Below are 19,290 nucleotides of genomic sequence, written 5' to 3'. Positions count from 1 at the left end.
CCGGGAATCACTTGACCTCTGCTTGCCCGGATCCGCGCACGTCACACTCCCGAACAGCGCGGTGACGCAGCGGCGGCAGGGGTCTCGGACAACGCGAACGGCCGCGCCCCCGGTCGGGGGCGCGGCCGTTGGAGGCGCGGAGGGCGGGTGTCAGCCGGCGACGGCGACGGTGGGCTCGCCCGGCCCGACACCGGCCTCGCCCATCTCCTCGGCGATGCGCATGGCCTCCTCGATCAGCGTCTCCACGATCTTGGACTCGGGCACGGTCTTGACGACCTCGCCCTTGACGAAGATCTGGCCCTTGCCGTTGCCCGAGGCCACACCCAGATCGGCCTCACGGGCCTCACCCGGACCGTTGACGACGCAGCCCATGACAGCCACCCGCAACGGCACCTCCAGACCCTCCAGCCCGGCGGTGACCTCCTCGGCCAGCGTGTACACATCCACCTGCGCCCGCCCGCAACTGGGGCAGGACACGATCTCCAGACCCCGCTCGCGCAGACCCAGGGACTCCAGGATCTGCGTACCGACCTTGACCTCCTCCGCCGGAGGCGCCGACAACGACACCCGGATGGTGTCACCGATACCCTCCGACAACAGCGCACCGAACGCCACCGCCGACTTGATGGTGCCCTGGAAGGCCGGACCGGCCTCGGTCACCCCCAGGTGCAGCGGATAGTCACAGGCCGAGGCCAGCTGGCGGTAGGCGTTGACCATCACCACCGGGTCGTTGTGCTTGACCGAGATCTTGATGTCGCGGAACCCGTGCTCCTCGAACAGCGAGCACTCCCACAGCGCCGACTCCACCAAAGCCTCGGGGGTGGCCCTGCCGTACTTGGCCAGCAGGCGCTTGTCCAAAGACCCGGCGTTGACACCGATACGGATCGGGGTGCCCGCCGCGGAGGCGGCCCTGGCGATCTCGGCGACCTTGTCGTCGAACTTCTTGATGTTGCCCGGATTGACGCGCACCGCCGCACACCCGGCGTCGATGGCCTGGAACACGTACTTGGGCTGGAAGTGGATGTCGGCGATCACCGGGATCTGCGACTTCCTGGCGATGACCGCCAGCGCGTCGGCGTCGTCGTTGGTGGGCACCGCCACCCGCACGATCTGGCAGCCCGAAGCGGTCAGCTCCGCGATCTGCTGCAACGTGGCGTTGATATCGGAGGTACGGGTGGTGGTCATGGACTGCACGGACACCGGCGCGTCCCCGCCCACGGGGACGTTGCCGACCATGATCTGCCGGGTCTTGCGCCGGGTCGCCAGCGGGCGCGGCGGGGTGGCGGGGATACCGAGATCGACGGTCGTCACGCTTGATTCACCTCGTCTGCCGCCGGAGGGAGGGGCGGCACTTGGAATTTCGTCCGGTTCACAGAGAAGGCATCCGGCGCGCTGCGCGGAGCCACGACCGGAAATCGACGCCTGTGCGGGGCGGCCGTGCGGGACGTTCCGCCGTTCCCGGCTCGCGCCCCCAGATTACCCGTACCTCGGAGGGTGCCCCGCACCACACGGGAAGGTTCTCCGGACCGGGTGGCCCGGGCGCCCACCGGCCGGAACAGCCGTTCGACGGAATGGGCGGACACCGGGTGGACGGGGGGCGGCCCCGGGGTGGACGCGGCGTGGACCCGACGCGGAGCCGGCGTGGACGGCGGTCCGCCGGGACGGGCGGTCCCGGGGCGGGGGCCACCGGGGAGCGGTGTCCGCGGGCGCCGAAGGCCCCGGGCCCGGTACGTACTCCGGGTCCGGGGCCTTCGGACGGACGGTCAGCCGAACAGCCGGACCGGGTTGAACAGGTCGGCGATGAGCAGGACCACGCTGAACGCCAGGAAGCAGGCCACCACGATGTAGGCCACCGGGGTCAGCATGGCCACGTCCACCGGGGCCGGCTCGGGTCTGCGGGTGAGCTTGGCCCAGCCGCGCTTGATCCACTCCCAGATGGCCCCCGCCATGTGCCCGCCGTCCAGCGGCAGGATCGGCAGCATGTTGAAGGCGAACAGGAAGAGGTTCACGCCCGCCAGGATCTGGAGCATGATCGAGGCGGTGTCGGCGATGGGCAGGCCCTGGGCCATGATCTCGCCGCCGATGCGGGAGATCCCGACGATGCCGACCGGCGAGTCCGCGGTGCGCTCCTCGCCCAGGAAGGCGGCGCCGAACACCCCGGGGATCTTGGACGGCAGGGCGATGAGCGCCTCGCCGACACCGAGCATCATCGTGCCCATCTCACCCGCCGACTCGGCGAGGGTGAGCGGGGCGCGCTCGGTGGCGAACATGATGCCCAGGAAGCCGACCGTCTCCATCTTGTAGACGGGGAAGCCCTGCTCGTCGACCAGCGGGTCGCCGCCGGCGTCGGTCTCGTAGATGAAGTCGCCCTCGGCGTCGCGGGCCGGGAGCTCGTTCTCGATGATCCTGGCGGTGACCGGGATCCTCTCGCCGTCGCGCTCCACCACGATCTCGGTGGGCCCCAGCGAGGAGCGGATGAGCTGGTTGGCGTCGTTCCACTCCGGGGTCGGCCGCCCGTCGACCTCGACGATGACGTCGCCCGCGCGCAGCCCCGCCTCGATGGCCGGGGTGGGCGGCTGCCCCTCGCAGGAGTCGACCTCGTTCTGGACCTCGGCGGAGACCACGCACTCGTTGACCACCCCGATCTGGGTGGTCTGCTGCGGGACGCCGATGCCCATGAAGAGCACACCGAGCAGGACGGCCGCGAGGACCACGTTCATGCCGGGCCCGGCGAACATGACGATGAGGCGCTTCCAGGGGGCGCGCTGGTAGAACTGCCGGTCCTGGTCCTCGGGCCCGAGCTCCACGTAGGAGGCCTCGCGGGCGTCCTCGGCCATGGCGCGCCAGCGGGAGAGCTTGCGTCCGCCGTCGTCGGCGGGCCGCCGCGCGGGCGGCATCATCCCGACCATGCGGACGTAGCCGCCCAGGGGTACGGCCTTGACGCCGTACTCGGTCTCACCCCTGCGGAACGACCAGAGGGTCTTGCCGAACCCCACCATGTACTCGGTGCACTTGATGCCGAACAGCTTGGCGGTGCCGAGGTGTCCGAGTTCGTGCCAGGCGATCGAGAAGAGCAGCCCCAGGACGAAAAGGACGATCCCGACCACGGTCAGCAGCAGGACCATGCATCTCTCCCTACACCGGTGTCAGGCCCGGCGTGCGACCAGTTCGCGCGCTCGGGTACGGGCCCATCCGTCAGCGGCGTACACGTCGTCGAGGGTGAGGTCCCCTGGTCCGTGGGACGCTGCACCGGGGCGTTCCGTTCGCTGATGCTCAGAGACTACCCGCGCGACGGTGTCCAGGATGGCCGGGAACGCGAGGTTTCCGCTGAGGAAGGCGTCGACGGCCTCCTCGTTGGCCGCGTTGTACACGGCCGGGGCGGTGCCGCCCGCCTCGCCGACCTCGCAGGCCAGCCGGACGGCGGGGAACGCCTCGTGGTCCAGCGGCTCGAAGGTCCAGGACTGGGCCCTGGTCCAGTCCATGCCCGGGGCGGCGTCGGGCACCCGGTCGGGGGCGCTCATGCCGTAGGCGATGGGGATCATCATGCTGGGCGGGCTGGCCTTGGCGATGGTGGAGCCGTCCACGTACTCGACCATCGAGTGGACGATCGACTGCGGGTGCACGACCACGTCGATGCGGTCGAAGGGGATGTCGAACAGCAGGTTGGCCTCGATCACCTCCAGGCCCTTGTTGACCAGGGTCGCGGAGTTGACGGTGATGACCGGGCCCATGCTCCAGGTGGGGTGGTTCAGGGCGTCGGCGGGGGTGACGCGCTCCAGCTCCTCCCGGCGGCGTCCGCGGAAGGGGCCGCCGCTGGCGGTGACGACCAGTCGGCGCACCTCGTCGCGGCGGGCGGTCACGTGGCCCTGGGCGAGGCTGCGCAGCTCCGCCTCCGGCAGGTGGGGGAAGCACTGGGCGATGGCGAAGTGCTCGGAGTCGACGGGGATGATCTGGCCCGGCCGGGCCAGCGCGCGGACCAGCGGCCCGCCGATGATGAGCGACTCCTTGTTGGCCAGCGCCAGGGTGCTCCCGGCGCGCAGCGCGGCGAGCGTGGACTCCAGGCCCAGGGCCCCGGTGATGCCGTTGAGGACGACGTCGCAGGGCTCGGCGGCGATCTCGGCCACCCCCTCGGGACCTGCGAGCACGGTGGCGCCGGAGCCGTGTCCGGCGAGGGCGCGCCGCAGCTCGTCGGCTCTGGCCGGGTCGGCCACGGCCACCCGTGGGACGTCGAACTCGGCGGCCTGCTTGGCGAGCAGGTCCACCCGGCCGCCCCCGGCGGCCAGCGCGGAGACGCGGAAGCGGTCGGGGTTGCGGTGGACGAGGTCCAGGGCCTGGGTGCCGATCGAGCCGGTGGAGCCGAGGAGGACTACGGTTCGCTGCTGTTCTTGTCGCACACCCCCATTGTCGCGCAACCGGCGAGCCGTCGCCGGGGCCTGTGGAGGACCCTCCCCCGCGCCCCTCCGCTTCCGGACGGGTGCGCGGCACGGGACCGGCCGCCCCCTGCGGCCCGGCACCCGCGGGGCGGGGAGGGAGCACGGGCGGAAGGCCGCCGGGACGGTCCGGCCCGGGCCCGCCCCGCACCCGGGCCGGCGGACGAGCGCGGCGCGAGCAGGCACGGGAGGGGCGGGCCGCGGGGCGGCACGGTCCGGCGGAGGCCACCGCTGCGGGCGGGCGGCCCGGGTGGCGGCCGGAGCGGACCGGGACGGCCGGGGCCGGCACGGCGGCCCGTGGCCTGCACGGCGGACGGGGCGGGCGGGACGGAGGAGCCGGGTGGGACGGAGGGCGGGCGGGACCGCGGGTCGACGGGTCTTTACAAGCGGTCCCCGCTGTCTTAACTTAACCGATGAGTAAGTTACCTCACAGTCACTTGCCCCCCTCACCCCCTGATCCCCCGTACTCCGGCCGGTCCGACCACCGGCCCTCCCCCGATGGCCACCGGCGGCGCGACGACCCATCGGAAACCTCCCGTCCCTGCTCCCCGAGGTTCCCGACACATGCGTTCCCAGATCCCCCGTTCCGCTCCCCCGCCCCGCCGCACCGCCCCCGTCCGGCTGCTGTCCGGCCTGGTGGCGGCAGTACTCGCCGCGGTCCTGCTGTCCCCGGCCCCGGCCGCCGCGGCGGTCGGCTCCGAGATCCGCTACGTGACCATCACCAGCCACGACGGAACCCGGCTCGCGGCCAAGGTCATCACCCCCACCGGCGTCGAGGGCCCGCACCCCCTGCTGGTCATGCCGTCCGCCTGGGCCACCCCGCACCTGCTCTACGTCGGCGCCGGCGCCCGGCTCGCCCAGGAGTCCGGCTACCAGGTCGTCACCTACTCCTCGCGCGGATTCTGGGACTCCGGCGGCGCCATCGAGGTCGCCGGGCCGCAGGACCGGGCCGACGCCGGCGCGGTGATCGACTGGGCCCTGGAGAACACCGACGCCGACCCCGAGCGCATCGGCATGGCCGGGATCTCCTACGGCGGCGGAATCAGCCTGCTCACCGCGGCCGAGGACGACCGGATCAAGGCGGTGGCCTCGCTCAGCGGCTGGGCCGACCTCCAGGTGTCCCTGTACCCCAACGAGACGGTCGACGTGCAGTCCGCCGAACTGCTGCTGGGCGCGGCCGCGCTGACCGGCCGCAAGGGCGAGACCCTCCGGAACGTGGAGCGCGCCTACCGGCGCGGCGACATCCAGCCCGCCCTGGACATGGCCCCCGACCGGTCGGCCGCCACCAAGGTCGACCGGCTCAACGCCAACGGCACCGCCGTGATGATGGCCCACGGCTGGAACGACGGCATGTTCCCGATCGGACACATCACCGACTTCTACGGCGAACTGACCGGCCCCAAGCGGCTGATGGTCGCCCCCGGCGACCACGCCACCCAGGAGATCTTCGGCGCGGCCGGGCTGCCCGACGAGATCTGGGCGGGCGTCGGAGACTGGTTCGACCACCACCTCAAGGGCGAGGACAACGGCGTGGACACCGCCGACCCGGTCATGGTCAAGCCCAACAACGGGCGCGGGGCCTGGACCTCGTACCCGGACTGGGAGTCGGTGACCGGAAGCGAGCAGACCTTCCACCTGGACAGGCCCGGCACGGACTGGGCCCGCTGGCAGAACAGCGGCGCGATGGGCGCCGACCCGGCCACCGGCTGGAGCTACGGCGTGCGGACCGGGATCGGCACCACCGCCGAGAGCGGGACCGTGATGCTCTCCGGCGCCCTCCAGCAGTTCTTCGACGTGCCCACCGGGGTGCTGCTGCCCACCGTGGACCGCTACCGGGCGGGGGTGTGGACGAGCCCCGCCTACCCGGACGGCGCCCGGGTGGCGGGTACGCCGGAGGCCACGTTCACGTTCACCCCCACCGCGCGGAAGCAGTCCGTGTTCGTGTACCTGTACACGATCGACGCCCAGGGCCGGGGGTCCCTGCTCTCCCACGCCCCCTACACGCTGCGCGACGCGGTGCCGGGAGCACCGGTGACCGTGACGACCGAGCTGTCCCCGGTGGTGTGGGACGTGCCCGCCGGGCACCGGCTCGCCGTCGTGGTGGACACCCGCGACCTGCGCTACGGCAGCGAGAGCGTGATCGGGAACCGGGTGACGGTGACCTCCCCCGAGGCCGAGCCCACCCGGGTGACCATCCCCTTCGCCTGATCCCGGACCGCCCCGGCGGGCTCCGCGGCGCCGAAACGGCACCGCCGTGATCCCGCCGCGGGCGGACCGGAAACCGGCCCCCGCTACCGGCGGCGCGCCGTGCCACTCCCGCGGCGCGGCGCGACCGCCCAGGCCGCCCCCGATACGGGACCCGTGTCGGGGGCGGCTGTTCGCGCCTTCCCGAAAAACCGCGGACACAAACTCAAAGTAGTCATGTGATTACTTCAGGTGTGCAAAAATGCGGTCCATGACCTCGTCCACCGCGCACAAACTCCTGGCCGCGCTCGCAGCGGCGGCCCTCGCCGTCGGCGGCCTCGTCCACGCCGACCGGTCCCTCGCACCCGCACAGGCCGGGACCGTCCCCGAACGCCTCCACGAGGCGCACTCCGCCCTCGACGAGGCCGACGGAGTGGTACGGCAGAGCGCGGCGGTCACCCGGGAACAGCACCGTGCCGTGCTGTCCTACTGGACTCCCGAGCGCATGGCCGCCGCCCGGCCCATCACCGACCTGCTCGCCCGGAACCTCCCCGAGGCGCCCGCGGTGCTCTCCCGCCCCGAGGCCGAGCACCAGACCTCCCCGCGCGCCGACAGCACCGGGGAGGCGTGGACCGCCGGGGGCCGGGTCGTGCGCACCACCGGCAAGGTGTTCCTCACGATGGACGGACGCGACTTCACCTGCTCGGCGTCGGTGGTGGACTCCCCCAACCGGAGCACCGTCATCACCGCCGGGCACTGCGCCAAGGACGGCACCGGCTCCTGGGCGCGGAACTGGACGTTCGTGCCCGGGTTCAGCGACGGGTCCTCGCCCTACGGCCGCTACACCGCCCGCGACCTGCTGGTGTCCCCGGAGTGGTCCAGGAGGGCCGACGACAGCTTCGACCTGGCGGTCGCGGTGGTCAACACCGACGACGGCCGGGCCGTGCAGGACAGGGTGGGCGCCCAGCGGATCGCCTTCGACACCTGGACGGAGACCCGGGTGCGCGACGGGGTGCAGGTGTACTCGTTCGGGTACCCGGCGGCGTCCCCGTACAACGGGCGCGAGCTGCACTACTGCTCGGGCCGCACCCGCCCCGACACCGGCGGGACCACCGCCAACGGCATGCGCTGCGGGATGACCCAGGGCTCCAGCGGGGGCCCGTGGCTGACCGGGTTCGACACCGAGACGGGCGCGGGCACGGTGTCCTCGGTGGTGAGCTTCAAGTACGCCGACGACCGGCGGACCCAGTACGGGCCGCGGTTCGGCACGCAGGCCCGCAAGCTGTACGACCACGCCGCCGGGCTGTAGACGCCTCCCCCGCGGCGGGAGCGCGGTGCCGCGCTCCCGCCGCACCGCGCTCCCGCCGCACCGCGCTCCCGCCGCACCGCGCTCCCGTCGCCGCCCCCGCCCGGCCTCGCTCCGGGCGGGAGCCGTCAGCGGCGGTTCACAGGCTGATGCCGGTGAGCACCATGACCCGCTCGTAGGTCAGGTCCGTCATGGCCGCGCGCACGCCCTCGCGGCCCACGCCCGAACCCTTCACCCCGCCGTAGGGCATCTGGTCGGCGCGGAAGGTCGGCACGTCGCCGATGATCACGCCGCCGACCTCCAGCTCCCGGTGGGCCCGGAACGCGGTCGGCAGGTCGCGGGTGAACACGCCCGCCTGGAGTCCGAAGTCGCTGTCGTTGACCGCGGCGAAGGCCGCGTCGGTGTCGGCGACCCGCTGGAGCACCAGCACCGGGCCGAACACCTCCTGGCGCATCACCCGGCTGTCGGCGGGGGCGTCGGCGATCACCGTCGGGGCCACGGTCACGCCGTCACGGGTGCCGCCGGTGAGCAGCTTCGCTCCGCCCTCCACGGCCTCGTCCACCCACTCCTGGACACGGACCGCGGCGGCCTCGTCCACCAGCGGTCCCACGTCGGTGCCCTCGTCGGCGGGGTCGCCGGTGCCCAGCTCCTCCACCTTCCCGACCAGGCGCGCCGTGAACTCCTCGTACACGGCGTCGGTGACGACGACCCTCTGCACGCCGATGCAGACCTGCCCGGCCTGGTTGTTGCCGAAGAGGGCGACGCGCGACGCCGCCCAGTCCAGGTCGGCGTCGTCGAGCACCACGGCCGCGGCGTTGCCGCCGAGCTCCAGGGTGACGTGCTTGTGCGGGGCCCGCTTCTGGATCTCCCAGCCGAAGGCGCCCCCGGTGAACGAGATGACCGGCAGGCGGGCGTCGTCGATGAGGCGCCCGGCCAGGTCATTGGGCATGGGCAGCACCGACACCGTGCCCGCGGGCAGGTCGGTCTCCGCGATGATCTCGCCCAGCAGCAGCGCCGTCATCGGGGTGGCCGGGGCCGGCTTGAGGATGATGGGGGCGCCGACCGCGATCGCCGGGGCGATCTTGTGGGCGACCAGGTTCAGTGGGAAGTTGAACGGCGAGATCCCGAGCACGGGGCCGTGCGGGACCCGGCGGACCAGGGCCATCCGACCGGTGCCGCCGGGGTCGGTGTCCAGGCGCTGGAGCTCGCCGCTGTCGCGGCGCGCCTCCTCGGCGGCCCAGCGGAACACGGACACGGCGCGGGCGGCCTCGACCCGGGCCCACTTGATCGGCTTGCCGCTCTCGGCGGTGATGGTCTGCGCGATCTCCTCGGCCCGCTCGCCGATGCGGCGGGAGATGTGGTCGAGGGCCGCGGCCTTGGCGTGCGCGGGCAGGGCGGCGGCCTCGGCGGCCGCGGCCTGCGCGGCGGCGACGGCCTGCTCGACCTGGTCGGCGGTGGGCACGGAGACCCGGCCCGCGACCTCGCCGGTGTAGGGGTTGACGACGGTGAGTTCGCTGTCGCCGGTCACGGCGGTGCCGGCCAGCCAGAACGGGTGCGTGGACATGGAAGGGACGCTAGTGCCCGGGATCGGCCGGCGCCTTGTCCAGACTTGCCAGGACGCTGCGGCCGATTGGCCGCAATGGAGCATGTCGGAGGCGTCTTCCAGGGTCGTCCCGCAGGACCCGACGCACACCCGTACCCGAAGGAAGGTCCGCCATGGGAGTCTCCCTCTACTACAGCGCCGAACGCGACAGCCCGCTGAGCGCGGACGAGCGCGCGACCGTCGGGCTCCTGGCCGCGGAGGGGGAGGAAGCCCTGCGGGAGGAGGCCCTGGAGCTGTTCTCGGCCTGGCACGCCTCGGGAGAGGTGCCCGTCGAGTACCTCTCGCCGGCGGAGATCTTCGAGGGGCTGTTCCTCTACCCGGAGGAGCACCTCCACGGGAGCCAGGTCCTGGCCGGGTCCAGCAAGATGCCGCCGGCCTGCGGGAGCGAGCCCCTCCTCGCCCAGCTGCGCCACTACCTGGACGCCCTCACCCGGATGCGCCGGGCCCTGCCCGGCGCCCGGTGGCACGTGCACATCGAAGACATCGAGATTCCCTGGGCGGAGGACGGGTACACCCTGGGCGAAGCGACCACGTGAAGACCGCCTTCGGTCGCTCGGCTGGCGCCGAAGTGTTCTTTCGTACACAGTGGTGGTGAGGGCTCTACCGGTGCGTACGGGTCGGGTCCTCGGGTCCGCCGCCGACGACGGAAGCCCGGGAGTGCCCATTGCCGCTTGTCTACCGCACGCTCATCGCGGTCCCGGAGGACCAGGACCCCATCGCCACCGCGTCGGCCGTGCTGTCCCGGTGGCTGAGCAAGCGGGGGAACTCGGGAGCGCGCGTGGACTTCGCCTCCTCCGGCCGCCATGAGCTGAGCAACCGCTCCCGGGCGCTGGTGGTGCGGCACGACAACCCCGAGGAGGGCCTGTCCTTCCTGCGGCTGACCACCGAGTCCGACAAGCCCGACGGGGTGTGGCGGACGACCGTCACCGTCGTCGTGGACCCGGAGCTGGCGCCCTGGCGGTACCTGTGGCTGGACATGACGGTGGACACCGCGGGCGCCTCCGAGCAGCCCCGGCTCGACATCATGCCGCCCGAGGCCGCGCGGATGCTGCTGGACGCCCTTCCCGCGCACGACGGCGGCCACCGGGTGCACGCGGCGCCGGTGATAGTACGCGGCCGGGACGACACCCTGATGGACACGCTGGTCTCCGCGATCCGCGATCCCCGGCGCCGTCTGGCGGTGCTGGCGACCGGCGCCCCCGGGGACGTCACCGTCGCGGACTGGCGCACCGCCATGGCCGCCGCCCTGTCCAGGTGCACCGGCATGTGCTCGGTGTACGTGCTGGACTGCGCGGCCCAGGAGCGGATCGTGGACCTGCTCCCCGCGGGGATGGACATCCCCGCCGGCGGGGTGCGCACCTTCTTACCCGGTGTGGGCGGCGATCCCTCCCGGCATCCCCGGATGAGCCCGACCACCCTGGACACCGCCCGCGAGGGGGAGCGGATCCGCAACTGGGTGGGGGCGGCGCTGTCCCGGCGGGTCAGGGAGAACGCCCTGGAGGTCACCCTGCCCGACCCCCTCAGGGCGGTGGACGCCCTCCTCGACGAGGAGACCGAGGACCTGCGCCGCGCACCCGCCCCCCAGAACGGCTTCTCCCCCGGCGCCCCCGGCGCGGGGACGCACCCGGCGGCCGACCCGGACCAGGCCGCCGAACCGGCCGCGGCCCAGGAGATCAAGGCCCTGGAACTCCAGGTGCAGCGCCTCAAGGAGGAGGTCACCCGGCAGGGCGAGCGGATCGGCGAACTGGCCGAGGAGCGCCGGCAGCTGCTCGCCGAGAGCGCCGACCTCGCCGAGGAGCTGGACGAGGAGCGCGGGCGGCTGCGCGGCGCCCGCTACGAGGTGCGCTGGCTGCGCGAACAGGCCCGTGAGGCCGGGCTGTTCCGGCTGGCCGCCGCCCCCGCCCCGCGCGACCCGGCCCGCCGCCCCCCGCACAGCGTGTCCGAGCTGCTGGAGCGGATCACGGACGACACCGCCCTGCCGCACCTCTTCTTCACCATCGAGGACCAGACGGTCTACGAGCTCTCCGACAGCCGCAAGGAGTCGCTGTGGGTGACCCGGGCCTGGGAGGCCCTGCTCGCCCTCAACGACTACGCCCGCTACCAGTTCGACAACCCCGACCGGGGACTGGGGTTCCACTCGTACCTGAAGGAGACCCCCGACGGGTACCGGGTGATCCCGGTCAAGCGGCTGGCGTCGCAGGAGTCCGACCACGTCCGCAACCGGGGCAAGCTCAACGAGAAGCGGTTCTTCCGCGTACCGCCGGACGTCGACCCCGCCGGGCGGGTGCCGATGTACGCGCACATCAAGCTCGACATCGAGTACGGGATCTGCCCGCGGCTGTACTTCTACCCCGACCTGGGGCCGGGCACCACCAACCGGGTGTACATCGGGTACCTGGGGCGCCACCTGCCGGTTCAGCAGTCGAACTGACCGCGCGTACCCTGGGGCCGTGATGGGAACGAGCACCGGGTCCGCGGGGACCGTGGAGGTACTGGCGGAGGACGAGTGGCGCGGCCGCGCCCGCCGCCACGAGGAGCGGGTGGACGCGCTCACAGCCGACCACCTGCGGCGCCGCCGCACCGGTGAGCGCCACCCGGTGGAGGACTTCCTGTTCACCTACTACAACCTCAAGCCCGCCCGGCTGCGGCGCTGGGACCCCGGAGTGGGGACGGTACTGGCCGGGGAGGGCGCCCGGGAGCGGCTGGCCGAGCGGTTCGCGGTCGGCACCCCCCGGGGCGTGGGGCTGGACGCGGCGGCGTTCCTGGCGGCGCGGCCGGTGGTGGGCTTCGTGGAGGGGCTGCTGTCGGCGGTCGCCTCCCGGCCCGCCCACCTGGGCTGCTTCGGGCTGCACGAGTGGGCGATGGTGTACCGCAGCCGGGAGGTGCGGCACGGGCAGGTCCCGCTGCGGCTGGGGCACGAGGGGACCGACCGGGTGGTGGAGTCGCACCGCATCCGGTGCTCGCACTTCGACGCGTTCCGGTTCTTCACGGACCCGGCGCGGCCGCTCAACACGCTCCGGCCGACGCGGGAGACGCAGGTCGAGCTGGACCAGCCGGGCTGCCTGCACGCCAACATGGACCTGTACAAGTGGGCGTACAAGCTGTCCCCGGCGGTGCCGTCGGAGCTGGTGGTGGACTGCTTCGAGCTGTCCCGGGAGATCCGGGAGCTGGACATGCGGGCCTCCCCCTACGACCTGCGGGAGTGGGGGTACGCTCCGGTGCGGATCGAGACCGCCGAGGGCAAGGCCGAGTACATGGGCGCCCAGGAGGGGTTCGCCGAACGCGGCGCCGTGCTGCGCGGGCGGCTGCTGGACGTGTGCCGGGCGCTGCGCGAGGCCGCGGAGCGGGGGCTCTGACCGCGGAGTCCGGGAGCGGCCCCGGGCGGGCTGCCGTGCCCTACGCGGAGGGCAGCGCGCAGGAGGCGCCGCCGCCGGGCAGGCGGTGGCGGTTGGCGGCCACCCACCGGTAGGCGAGGCGGTTGAGCGAGCGCAGCAGAGGCAGTCGCATCAGGCGTCCGACGGGCCGCACCAGCGGCCGGGAGCGCAGCAGAACCTCGGCGACCGCGTCGCCGCCCTTCAGGCGGCGGCCGTCGGGGTGGACCACCCAGGCGGCCTCGGAGGTCTGCTCGGGGGTGAGGCCGAGGGCGTCCAGGTCGGTGTGCTGCCAGGCGGCGAACCGGGTGCGCGCCCGTAGGCGGTCCCGCGCGAACACGACCGCCCGCTTGCAGAAACCGCAGTCGTCGTCGTAGAGGAACAGGGCCATCGCAGTCTCCTGGCGGGTCCGGGGCCCGGTCGGCGGGCCCGCCCCTCCGGGGCGGCGGAGTCCGCCGCCGGGCAGGGGTCGTATCCGGCCCCTACCCGGCGGGGGGCCGGCGAAGCGGGACATGAGCGAGGGGTGCGCCACGTTCGCGGCGCACCCCTGCGTGCCTTACGGCCGGACCACTACTGCTGCTTGCGCTTGCGGCCGAAGTAGAGGGCGGCACCGCCGCCACCGGCGGCGGCCACACCGGCGGCGACCAGCCCGGCGACGGCCGAACCGGTCAGGGCCAGGCTCGGCTTCTCCTCGGCGGGAGCGGAGGGCTCGTCCGACGGGCCCGGGGTGGCGGGGTCGGTCGGGTCCACGGGGGTGGCCGGGTCGGTCGGGTCGACCGGGTCCACGGGGGTGGCCGGGTCGGAGGGGTCGACCGTGGGCGGGTCGGAGGGCTCCGCGGTCTCCGGCGGGGTCGAGGGCTCACCGCTGGGCGGCGTGGAGGGCTCCTCGCTGGGCCCGGGCTCGGGCTCGGGGCAGTCGACCTTGAAGACCTTGTGCTTCGCGTCGTTGCTCTTCTGGCCCTCGAAGGTCCACTCCAGGCGGTAGTGCCCGTTGTCGAGGTTGAGCAGCTCGGTGCTGCCAGAGCCCTCCTCGTCCAGCTCGAGCCCGCCCTCCAGGACGACCTCGCGCTCGGAGGGCTTGCCGCCCTGGGTGAGGATCTCCCAGGTGACCTCCTGGGCGGGGTCGAACCCGTGGCCCACGATCTGGAACTCGCAGACCTTGGGCTGGTTCTTGTTGTCCTCCTCCGGGGTCTCCGGGGAGTGGATCTTGACGGTGCCGTTGTCGCCGGGAGGAGCGAAGGGCAGGGACGCGAAGGCCGGAGCGGCGGCCCCGAAGGCCAGGCCCGCGGCGAGCGCGGAGACGGCGAGGACGCGGGGCGCGAAGGCGCCCGGGCGGAAGTCGGGGGACAAGAAAGTCTCCTGAGGACAGAGAGTCGTCCGGTAGGCGGGGATACCGGAGATACAGGACAAGCCGAATATAGCCAATTGTCCGACTGGAAACCTCTCGCCCCAGGTCACAAAGTCGCACCGGGTGCTCCGACCGAAACCTCTCCGAGCGGGGCGAGGGCCGAAAACCCTTTGCCCACAGGCGAAGGCGCGGACGGCGGCCGGAGTCCGCACCGGAGGTGGCGTCCTGGAGACCACCCGCCCCCACCGCGGGGCGGGCGGCCAGGGCCGGCGCAGGGGCTCCGTTCCGGCGGTGCGTGCGAGCCCCCGCTTCCGGCGGCGCTCACCCCCTGGACGGCGTCAGGGTCGACCAGCCCGGCCGCCTCGGCGGCGAAGGCCCCGTCTCCGGTGAACGCCGGGGGCGGCGGCGGGGCGTGGGGGCGAGCAGCCAGGCGGCCAGGCCCGCCGCGAGGCCGGTGGCCAGGGCCGTGGGGCGGACCCGGCGCGGCGCGTCCGCCGCCCGGGGCCGCCGTCGGGTGGTCGGTCCGGATACCTGAGCGGCCCGTGGGGGCGTCATGCCTCCAGGGTCCCGGCGCGGGGCGCGGCGGGGTGGTCACCGCCGTCACGGGAGGGGGTGGGGTTCCCGGGGCCGGCGGCATGACCGATGTCGGACCCGGCGGCCCCGGAGAGGCCGCGCTCCCGGTCGGTCGCGGAGCCCGGACCGGGGAGGAGAGCCGGGAGGGGGCGGACCGGTCCCATCCGCGGAGGCGGCTCCTGGAGGCGCTGCCGCGCGGGACGGCGGACCGGGCCCGGCGGCGGGCGCGCTCTCCCCGCCCGCCGCCGGACGCGGGGTCAGCCCGCGGTCCCGTGCACGATGCGCTGGGCACGCTCCTCGCTCGGCAGGATCTCCCCCGACAGGATCCTCTCCGCGTGGTGGCAGGCCACCCTGTGCCCCTCGCCGCCGACCGGGCGCAGTTCCGGGCGGTCCGTCCCGCACAGCTCGTCCTGGCGCCAGGGGCAGCGGGTGTGGAACCGGCAGCCGGCGGGCGGATCGGCCGGGGAGGGCAGGTCCCCCGCCAGGAGGATGCGCTCCCGGGTGTCCTCCACCACGGGGTCGGGGACGGGCACCGCCGACATCAGCGCCCGGGTGTAGGGGTGCAGCGGCGTCTCGTAGAGCACGTCGCTGGGCGCCTCCTCCACCAGGGACCCCAGGTACATCACGCCCACCGTGTCGCTGACGTGGCGGACCACCGCCAGGTCGTGGGCGATGACGAGGTAGGTCAGGCCCAGCTCCCGCTGGAGCTCCTCCAGCAGGTTGAGGACCTGGGCCTGGATGGACACGTCCAGCGCCGACACCGGCTCGTCGCAGATGATGAGGTCGGGCTCCAGCACCAGGGCGCGGGCGATGCCGATGCGCTGGCGCTGCCCGCCGGAGAACTCGTGCGGGTAGCGGTCCAGCGCCTTCGCGGACAGGCCGACCCGCTCCAGGGCCCCCACGACCCGGCTCCGCCGGTCGGCGCGGACGGCCTCCCGGCGCTCCCCTGCGCTCATCGACGCGGCCTCCTCCTCGGAGGGGCCGCCGATCCCGTGGGCCTCCAGCCCCTCCATGAGGATGGAGCCGATGTTCTGCCGGGGGTTGAGGCTGCCCAGCGGGTCCTGGAAGACCATCTGGAGGTTGCGGCGCTCCCTGCGCATCTCCTCGCCGCCGAGCGTGGCCAGGTCGCGGCCGTCGTGCACGACGGAGCCGGAGGTGATGTCGACCAGCCGCAGCACCGCCCGGCCCAGGGTGGTCTTGCCGCATCCGGACTCCCCCACCAGTCCGTAGGTGCTGCCGCGTTCGATGTCGAGGCTGACCCCGTCCACCGCGTACACGTGGCCGACGGTGCGGTCGAACACGACGCCCCGCCTGATCGGGAAGTGGACCTTGAGGTCCTCGATCCGCAACAGGGTCATGCCCTCTCCTCCTCGTCGCCCACCACGGACGGGCTCTCCAGAACGGGCCGGTCCACCACTTCGGCGTGCCGGACGGGGTTGACGCAGCGGTGCGCGTGGGATCCGTCGGCTCCCGTGCGGACCAGTTCCGGCGGCCCCTGGAGGCAGTCCAGGGTGTAGTGGTCGCAGCGGGGCGCGAACGCGCACCCGTCGCTCCAGGCGATGTTGTCGTTGACCGAACCGCGGATCGGGGTGAGCGGGTCCCCGCGCGGGGCGTCGAGCCGGGGGATCGACCCGAGCAGGCCCACCGTGTAGGGGTGGGTGGGATCGGCGAACAGGGGCGCGCGCGGCGCGGCCTCCACCGCGCGGCCCGCGTACAGGACGTTGATGTCGTCGCACAGGCCCGCCACCACGCCCAGGTCGTGGGTGATCATGAGCAGGGCGGTGCCCTCCTCGGTGACCAGGTCCTTGAGGAGTTCGAGGATCTGGGCCTGGATGGTGACGTCCAGGGCGGTGGTGGGCTCGTCGGCGATCATCACCCGGGGGCGGCAGGCCACCGCCATGGCGATGAGGGCGCGCTGGCGCATGCCCCCGGAGAGCTGGTGCGGGTACTCCCGCAGGCGCCGCTTCGGGTCGGGGATGCCCACCCGGTACAGCAGGTCGGCGGCCTCCTTCTCCGCGGCCGAGCCGCGCAGCCCGCGGTGCCGGGTGAGGATCTCGGTGACCTGGCGGCCGATGGGGACCACCGGGTTCAGGGAGCTGAGCGGGTCCTGGAAGATCATCGCCAGCTGCGAGCCCCGCAGGTCGCGCATCCGCCCGGGGGACAGCCTGAGCAGGTCCGCCTCGGTCCCGCCGGTGCGCAGGACCGCGGAGCCGCCGACCCTCACCCCCCGGGTGGGGAGCAGGCCCATCAGGGCCAGGGAGGTGACGCTCTTGCCGCAGCCGGACTCCCCCACCAGTCCGGTGACCCTGCCCTCCTCCAGGGTGAACGAGACCCCGTCCACGGCCCGGACCTCGCCGGAGCCGCGGCCGTCGAACACGACGGACAGTTCTTCGACCGCGAGCAGCGGTGTGCTGGAACCCATGCTTACTTCCTCAGCTTCGGGTCGAGGGCCTCCCGCATCGCCTCACCCAGGAGGGTGAAGCCCAGCGCGGTGATGATGATGGCCAGGGCCGGGTAGACGGCCAGCTGGGGCGCGCTGGAGAGGAACCGCTGTGCGTCGGCGAGCATCGTCCCCCACTCCGGGAAGGACGGGTCGGGGTTGCCCAGGCCCAGGTAGGAGAGGGCGGCCGCGTCGATGATGGCGGTGGCCAGGGTGAGCGTGGACTGCACGATGACCGGCCCCAGCGAGTTGGGCAGGATGTGCGTGAGGGCGATCTTGTGCGTGCGCACGCCCAGGGCCCGGGCGGCGAGCACGTAGTCGCGGTTGCCCTGGGCGATCATCGCGCCGCGCAGCAGGCGAGCGAAGATCGGCACCTGGGCGACGCCGACGGCGAGCATGACCGTGGTGAGGCTCGCCCCGATCAGGGCCGCCACGGTGACCGCCAGCAGCAGGGTGGGCAGCGCCAGCATCATGTCGATGACGCGCATGACGACGTTGTCGACGAGCCTGCCCCAGCGCCCGCCCAGGGTGGCCGCGGCTCCGGCGGTGCCGCCGAGCAGGGCGCCGACGCCGAACCCGACCAGGGTCGCCACGACGCCGACCAGGAGGGTCTGGCGGGCGCCGATGACCATGCGGGAGAACTGGTCGCGGCCGAGGTTGTCCAGGCCCAGCCAGTTCTCGGCGCGGGGGCCGACGAAGATGTTCTGGTTGGGGAAGACCTCGCTCCCCCAGGTCTGCGCGGTGGCCGGGTAGGGCGCGATGAGCGGGGCGAACAGGGCGATGAGGACGAACGCGGCGACGATGACCGCGCCGGAGATCGCCATGGGGCTGCGGCGCAGACGGCGGAACGCCGTGCGCCAGATCCCGGCGCCGCCGGAACCGTCCTCGCGGGGGCCCATGAGCTCGGCGAGCCGGTCGATCCGGTCCGCTTTGCGGGTCAGCAGGGAGGTGCCGCCCGCGGCGTCGGGACCCGGCGGCCGCGCTTCCTCCGAGGGGTTCTGCTCGTTCGGTGTCGTCGGCATCACTGGGCCCGCACTCTCGGGTCGAGGAGGCTGTAGGAGATGTCCACCAGCAGGTTGATCAGCACGTACATGGTGGCGATGAGCAGGATGAACCCGGTGAGGACCGGGTAGTCCCGGGTCTGGGTCGCCGCGTACACGAACGAGCCCACGCCCGGGAAGGCGAACACGCTCTCGGTGAGGACCGCACCCGCGAACAGGCTTCCGGTGAGCAGGCCGATGGCGGTGACGACGGGCAGCATCGCGTTGCGCAGCACGTGGCGGCCGCGGACCGTGCGGCGGTGCAGGCCCTTGGCGTTCGCGGTGCGCACGTAGTCCTCGTCGAGGACCTCCAGGACGCTGGCCCTGGTCATGCGGACGATGACGGCCAGCGGGATGGAGGCCAGCGCCAGGCCCGGGAGCGCCAGGTGCATCAGCGCGTCCCAGACGACGTCCAGCTCCCCCGTGCGCAGGCCGTCGAGGATGACGAACCCGCTCAGGTCGGTGCGGCTCAGCCCCGGGGAGAGCCGGAACGCCGAGGGGAACATCCCCAGGCGCTCGGCGAAGACCACCTTGAGGATGAAGGCGAGGAAGAACACCGGCGTGCAGATGCCGACGAGGGAGCCGCCGACGGCGGCGAAGTCGAGGACGCCGCCGCGGCGGCGGGCGGCCAGGTAGCCGAGCGGGATGCCGGCGGCGACCGCGATGAGGATCGCGGTGACCGACAGCTCGAACGTGGCCGGGAAGCGGGTGAAGAACTCCTCCACGACCGGGCGCCCGGTCTGGAGGGACGTGCCCAGGTCGCCCTGGAGGATGTTGCGCAGGAACGCCGCGTACTGGACGGTGAGGGGTTCGTCCAGTCCGAGGGCGCGACGGAGCTGGGCCCGCTGCTCGTCGGTCGCGTCGTCGGGGAGGAGGGCGTACTCCGGCCCGCCGGGTAGGCGTTGGAGCCAGATGAACAACAGGATCGACAGACCGCCGAGGGTCGGGATCAGCTGGAGGGTACGCCTGACGATGAAACGCAGCACGTTCGCCGC

Annotated in this window: 15 protein-coding genes; 5 read left to right on the top strand and 10 right to left on the bottom strand. The window is 73.3% G+C overall.

Going from position 1 to position 19,290, the window contains the following annotated elements:
• Nucleotides 1-150: 150 nt before the first annotated feature.
• The 3 genes from ispG to dxr form a co-directional block, all read right to left on the bottom strand.
• Nucleotides 151-1,311, bottom strand: coding sequence for a flavodoxin-dependent (E)-4-hydroxy-3-methylbut-2-enyl-diphosphate synthase (ispG, locus tag ACSUPR_RS22205; RefSeq protein WP_436886637.1), 1,161 nt, complete (start codon nt 1,309-1,311; stop codon nt 151-153).
• A 452-nt stretch (nt 1,312-1,763) separates the two neighbouring features.
• On the bottom strand, nt 1,764-3,125 hold the full coding sequence (locus tag ACSUPR_RS22200; protein WP_436886636.1) for a M50 family metallopeptidase: 1,362 nt from the start codon (nt 3,123-3,125) through the stop codon (nt 1,764-1,766).
• 21 nt (nt 3,126-3,146) lie between these two features.
• Nucleotides 3,147-4,394: a 1-deoxy-D-xylulose-5-phosphate reductoisomerase gene (dxr, locus tag ACSUPR_RS22195; RefSeq protein WP_436886635.1), complete on the bottom strand. Its 1,248-nt coding sequence runs from the start codon at nt 4,392-4,394 to the stop codon at nt 3,147-3,149.
• 600 nt (nt 4,395-4,994) lie between these two features.
• Between dxr and ACSUPR_RS22190 the strand changes: the two genes are divergently transcribed.
• Both ACSUPR_RS22190 and ACSUPR_RS22185 read left to right on the top strand, forming a co-directional pair.
• Complete coding sequence (locus tag ACSUPR_RS22190; RefSeq protein ID WP_436886634.1) at nt 4,995-6,638, top strand: alpha/beta fold hydrolase; 1,644 nt, start codon at nt 4,995-4,997, stop codon at nt 6,636-6,638.
• 247 nt (nt 6,639-6,885) lie between these two features.
• Nucleotides 6,886-7,923: a trypsin-like serine peptidase gene (locus ACSUPR_RS22185; RefSeq protein WP_436886633.1), complete on the top strand. Its 1,038-nt coding sequence runs from the start codon at nt 6,886-6,888 to the stop codon at nt 7,921-7,923.
• Nucleotides 7,924-8,059: 136 nt separating this feature from the next.
• On the opposite strand, the gene ACSUPR_RS22180 is transcribed toward ACSUPR_RS22185, so the two are convergent.
• Nucleotides 8,060-9,484 (bottom strand): aldehyde dehydrogenase family protein, encoded by a 1,425-nt coding sequence (locus ACSUPR_RS22180; RefSeq protein WP_436886632.1) that lies wholly within the window; start codon nt 9,482-9,484, stop codon nt 8,060-8,062.
• A gap of 152 nt (nt 9,485-9,636) precedes the next feature.
• Between ACSUPR_RS22180 and ACSUPR_RS22175 the strand changes: the two genes are divergently transcribed.
• The 3 genes from ACSUPR_RS22175 (at nt 9,637) to ACSUPR_RS22165 (ending at nt 12,879) form a co-directional block, all read left to right on the top strand.
• A complete protein-coding gene (locus tag ACSUPR_RS22175) occupies nt 9,637-10,059 on the top strand; it encodes a hypothetical protein (protein ID WP_436886631.1) in 423 nt (140 codons plus the stop codon).
• 128 nt (nt 10,060-10,187) lie between these two features.
• Nucleotides 10,188-11,954 (top strand): hypothetical protein, encoded by a 1,767-nt coding sequence (locus ACSUPR_RS22170; protein WP_436886630.1) that lies wholly within the window; start codon nt 10,188-10,190, stop codon nt 11,952-11,954.
• Nucleotides 11,955-11,976: 22 nt separating this feature from the next.
• Complete coding sequence (locus tag ACSUPR_RS22165; protein ID WP_436886629.1) at nt 11,977-12,879, top strand: 3-methyladenine DNA glycosylase; 903 nt, start codon at nt 11,977-11,979, stop codon at nt 12,877-12,879.
• Between the two features lie 40 nt (nt 12,880-12,919).
• Here ACSUPR_RS22165 and ACSUPR_RS22160 read toward each other — a convergent pair whose 3' ends face one another.
• From ACSUPR_RS22160 to ACSUPR_RS22135, 6 genes are all read right to left on the bottom strand, one after another.
• On the bottom strand, nt 12,920-13,285 hold the full coding sequence (locus ACSUPR_RS22160; RefSeq protein WP_436886628.1) for a thiol-disulfide oxidoreductase DCC family protein: 366 nt from the start codon (nt 13,283-13,285) through the stop codon (nt 12,920-12,922).
• 179 nt (nt 13,286-13,464) lie between these two features.
• The gene (locus ACSUPR_RS22155) at nt 13,465-14,244 is read right to left on the bottom strand and encodes a hypothetical protein (protein WP_436886627.1); all 780 of its coding nucleotides are present in this window, start codon (nt 14,242-14,244) and stop codon (nt 13,465-13,467) included.
• An 828-nt stretch (nt 14,245-15,072) separates the two neighbouring features.
• The gene (locus ACSUPR_RS22150) at nt 15,073-16,173 is read right to left on the bottom strand and encodes an ABC transporter ATP-binding protein (RefSeq protein WP_436886626.1); all 1,101 of its coding nucleotides are present in this window, start codon (nt 16,171-16,173) and stop codon (nt 15,073-15,075) included.
• A complete protein-coding gene (locus tag ACSUPR_RS22145) occupies nt 16,170-17,237 on the bottom strand; it encodes an ABC transporter ATP-binding protein (RefSeq protein WP_436886625.1) in 1,068 nt (355 codons plus the stop codon). The genes ACSUPR_RS22150 and ACSUPR_RS22145 overlap by 4 nt, the downstream gene beginning before the upstream one ends.
• A gap of 2 nt (nt 17,238-17,239) precedes the next feature.
• Nucleotides 17,240-18,277, bottom strand: a complete 1,038-nt coding sequence (locus ACSUPR_RS22140) for an ABC transporter permease (RefSeq protein ID WP_436886624.1) — start codon at nt 18,275-18,277, stop codon at nt 17,240-17,242.
• Nucleotides 18,277-19,281: an ABC transporter permease gene (locus tag ACSUPR_RS22135; RefSeq protein WP_436886623.1), complete on the bottom strand. Its 1,005-nt coding sequence runs from the start codon at nt 19,279-19,281 to the stop codon at nt 18,277-18,279. The genes ACSUPR_RS22140 and ACSUPR_RS22135 overlap by 1 nt, the downstream gene beginning before the upstream one ends.
• Between the last annotated feature and the right edge of the window lie 9 nt (nt 19,282-19,290).

It is taken from the genome of Nocardiopsis dassonvillei (assembly GCF_964273065.1).
GTDB classification, from domain to species: Bacteria; Actinomycetota; Actinomycetes; order Streptosporangiales; family Streptosporangiaceae; genus Nocardiopsis; species Nocardiopsis dassonvillei_B.
Note: the sequence above shows the minus strand (reverse complement) of the source record. Positions and strands in the feature narration are given on the sequence as shown.

Coding starts and splice junctions, on each gene's coding strand:
- ACSUPR_RS22200 (WP_436886636.1), bottom strand. CDS start 3,125: ATGGTCCTGCTGCTGACCGTGGTCGGGATCGTCCTTTTCGTCCTGGGG.
- ACSUPR_RS22190 (WP_436886634.1), top strand. CDS start 4,995: ATGCGTTCCCAGATCCCCCGTTCCGCTCCCCCGCCCCGCCGCACCGCC.
- ACSUPR_RS22185 (WP_436886633.1), top strand. CDS start 6,886: ATGACCTCGTCCACCGCGCACAAACTCCTGGCCGCGCTCGCAGCGGCG.
- ACSUPR_RS22180 (WP_436886632.1), bottom strand. CDS start 9,484: ATGTCCACGCACCCGTTCTGGCTGGCCGGCACCGCCGTGACCGGCGAC.
- ACSUPR_RS22175 (WP_436886631.1), top strand. CDS start 9,637: ATGGGAGTCTCCCTCTACTACAGCGCCGAACGCGACAGCCCGCTGAGC.
- ACSUPR_RS22165 (WP_436886629.1), top strand. CDS start 11,977: ATGGGAACGAGCACCGGGTCCGCGGGGACCGTGGAGGTACTGGCGGAG.
- ACSUPR_RS22160 (WP_436886628.1), bottom strand. CDS start 13,285: ATGGCCCTGTTCCTCTACGACGACGACTGCGGTTTCTGCAAGCGGGCG.
- ACSUPR_RS22150 (WP_436886626.1), bottom strand. CDS start 16,173: ATGACCCTGTTGCGGATCGAGGACCTCAAGGTCCACTTCCCGATCAGG.
- ACSUPR_RS22145 (WP_436886625.1), bottom strand. CDS start 17,237: ATGGGTTCCAGCACACCGCTGCTCGCGGTCGAAGAACTGTCCGTCGTG.
- ACSUPR_RS22140 (WP_436886624.1), bottom strand. CDS start 18,277: ATGCCGACGACACCGAACGAGCAGAACCCCTCGGAGGAAGCGCGGCCG.